Source organism: Streptomyces sp. NPDC055078 (assembly GCF_053607985.1).
Genome location: NZ_JBSGUP010000806.1, coordinates 1 through 3,325, shown reverse-complemented (window position 1 = coordinate 3,325; position 3,325 = coordinate 1). Strand labels below are relative to the sequence as shown.

Below are 3,325 nucleotides of genomic sequence, written 5' to 3'. Positions count from 1 at the left end.
GCGTGCCACCCTTGCTGGCTTCACTCGATGGCGGAAAGCGATACCGAGTGTGAGTATCCGATCCGTATCCATCGCTACGGGTGGTGATGTGTTCAAGGGTTGTAGGAGTACCCATTCGCCGACTACTCATCGGTCACCTTTCGATCCGGTGGCGGACGAGTGGTTGCGGCCGTATGACGGCCAAGTGGACGTACCCAGAAGCCTTTGATCTGGGTATGTTCCTCGCCGTCAGGGCAGCCACCGAGCCTCGAAAGGTCGAGAGCCGTGTCGGAACACCACGATCACCCAGAGCAGAAGTTCGTTTACGACTTCACCGAGGGCAACCGGGACCTGAAGGATCTGCTCGGTGGCAAAGGCGCGAACCTCGCCGAGATGACCAACCTCGGGCTGCCCGTCCCTCCGGGCTTCACGATCACCACCGAGGCGTGCAAGGTCTACCTGGACTCCGGCGAGGAGCCCGCCGCCCTCCGCGACGAGGTGAGTGCGCACCTCGGGGCACTGGAGCAGGCCATGGGCAAGCAGCTCGGCCAGGCGGACGACCCGCTGCTCGTATCCGTACGCTCCGGTGCGAAGTTCTCCATGCCCGGCATGATGGACACCGTCCTCAACATCGGCCTCTCCGACGCGTCCGTCGCCGGACTCGCCCAGCAGGCCGGTGACGAGCGCTTCGCCTGGGACTCCTACCGCCGGCTCATCCAGATGTTCGGCAAGACCGTCCTCGGCGTCGACGGCGATCTCTTCGAGGAGGCGCTCGAAGACGCCAAGACGGCCAAGAAGGTCACCGTCGACACCGACCTCGACGCGGCCGATCTGAAGAAGCTGGTCAAGCACTTCAAGAAGATCGTGCGGACCGAGGCCGGACGCGACTTCCCGCAGGACGCGCGCGAACAGATGGATCTCGCGGTGCACGCGGTCTTCGACTCGTGGAACGGCGACCGGGCCAAGCTCTACCGCCGCCAGGAGCGCATTCCGGGCGACCTCGGCACCGCCGTCAACATCTGCTCCATGGTCTTCGGCAATCTCGGCCCGGACTCGGGCACGGGCGTCGCCTTCACCCGCGACCCGGCCAGCGGCCAGCAGGGCGTCTACGGCGACTACCTCCAGAACGCGCAGGGCGAGGACGTTGTCGCGGGCATCCGCAACACCGTTCCGCTCGCCGAACTGGAGTCGATCGACAAGGCGTCGTACGACCGGCTGATGCAGATCATGGAGACGCTGGAGACCCACTACAAGGATCTCTGCGACATCGAGTTCACCATCGAGCGCGGCCAGTTGTGGATGCTCCAGACCCGCGTCGGCAAGCGCACGGCGGGCGCCGCCTTCCGGATCGCCACCCAGCTCGTGGACCAGGGGCTGATCGATGAGGCCGAGGCCCTCCAGCGCGTCACCGGAGCCCAGCTCGCCCAGCTGATGTTCCCCCGCTTCGACGAGGACGCCAAGGTCGAACTCCTCGGCCGGGGCATCGCCGCCTCGCCCGGCGCCGCCGTCGGCAAGGCCGTCTTCGACTCGTACACCGCGATCAAATGGTCGCGCTCAGGTGAGCGGGTCATCCTCATCCGCCGGGAGACCAACCCCGACGACCTCGACGGAATGATCGCCGCCGAAGGCATCCTGACCTCCCGGGGCGGCAAGACGTCCCATGCGGCCGTCGTCGCCCGGGGCATGGGCAAGACCTGTGTCTGCGGCGCCGAGGACCTGGAGGTCGACACCAAGCGGCGGCGGATGACCGTGAACGGCACCGTTGTCGAGGAGGGCGACGTCGTCTCCATCGACGGTTCCACCGGCAAGGTGTACCTCGGCGAGGTGCCCGTCGTGCCGTCGCCGGTCGTGGAGTACTTCGAGGGCCGGATGCACGCCGGCGCCGACGACGCCGACGAACTGGTCGCCGCCGTCCACCGGATCATGGCGTACGCGGACCGGATGCGCCGGCTGCGCGTACGGGCCAATGCCGACAACGCCGAGGACGCCCTGCGCGCCCGCCGCTTCGGCGCCCAGGGCATCGGGCTCTGCCGCACTGAGCACATGTTCCTGGGCGAGCGCCGGGAGATGGTGGAGCGGCTGATCCTCGCCGACCACGACGACGAGCGCGCGAGCGCCCTGGAGCAGTTGCTGCCGCTCCAGCGGGCGGACTTCATCGAGCTGTTCGAGGCGATGGACGGACTGCCGGTGACGGTACGGCTGCTCGACCCGCCGCTGCACGAGTTCCTGCCCGATATCACCGAACTGTCCGTGCGCGTCGCGCTCGCCGAGTCCCGCAAGGACCACAACGAGAACGATCTGCGCCTCCTCCAGGCCGTCCACCGGCTGCACGAGCAGAACCCGATGCTGGGGCTGCGGGGCGTACGGCTCGGGCTGGTCATCCCCGGTCTGTTCACCATGCAGGTCCGGGCCATCGCCGAGGCCGCCGCCGCCCGCAAGGACGCCAAGGGCGACCCGCGCGCCGAGATCATGATTCCGCTGGTGGGCACCGTCCAGGAGCTGGAGATCGTCCGCGACGAGGCCGAGCAGGTCATCGCGGAGGTCGAGGCCGCCACGGGCGTCGAGCTGAAGCTCGCGCTGGGCACGATGATCGAGCTGCCGCGTGCCGCGCTGACGGCCGGGCAGATCGCCGAGGCCGCCGAGTTCTTCAGCTTCGGCACCAACGACCTCACCCAGACCGTCTGGGGCTTCTCCCGGGACGATGTGGAGGCGAGCTTCTTCACCGCGTACCTGGAGAAGGGCATCTTCGGGGTCTCGCCGTTCGAGACCATCGACCGGGACGGCGTCGGCGCGCTGGTGCGGAGCGCGGTGGAGGCCGGCCGGGCCACCCGTCCCGACCTCAAGCTCGGTGTCTGCGGTGAGCACGGCGGCGACCCCGAGTCGGTCCACTTCTTCCACGAGGTCGGGCTCGACTACGTCTCCTGCTCGCCGTTCCGTATCCCGGTGGCGCGACTGGAAGCGGCGCGGGCGGCGGCGGCCTCCACCGGGAGCGACTCGCGCTGAGCCGCGCTGACGGTGAGCCGCGCTGACGGTGAGTGGCTCGCGCCGAGCCGCACAAACGGCGCGAGCCATTGAGTGAACCGCGAGCCCCTGGACGGCCGCGAACCCCTTGAACACCGGAGCCACCTTCCGTACCCCGACCCTCAGCCGGTCGGTGACGGCTCCGGAACACCGGAGACGGCGGTGCCTTGATCGAGGTTGGTCAAGGTATCCGCCGCTTCTGTTTCTTCCATAACTTCCGTAAAGACTCCGCCGAATTGAGGGATGCCGGCGCGATCCTGGCGTATGGCCCCGTTCTTGTGCCCCGCCCGTGAAAACAAGGGTCGGGGCGCGGCCTGTGGATCCC

General features: G+C 68.1%; 2 protein-coding genes. One reads left to right on the top strand and one right to left on the bottom strand.

Translation table 11 applies throughout. The features are described from left to right. Positions 1-264: 264 nt before the first annotated feature. Positions 265-2,982, top strand: a complete 2,718-nt coding sequence (ppdK, locus tag ACWF94_RS36995) for a pyruvate, phosphate dikinase (RefSeq protein ID WP_453499062.1) — start codon at positions 265-267, stop codon at positions 2,980-2,982. Between the two features lie 140 nt (positions 2,983-3,122). Here the strand turns inward: ppdK and ACWF94_RS36990 are convergent. After that, positions 3,123-3,325: hypothetical protein (locus ACWF94_RS36990; protein WP_453499060.1), on the bottom strand; the 203-nt coding region annotated here is incomplete at its 5' end.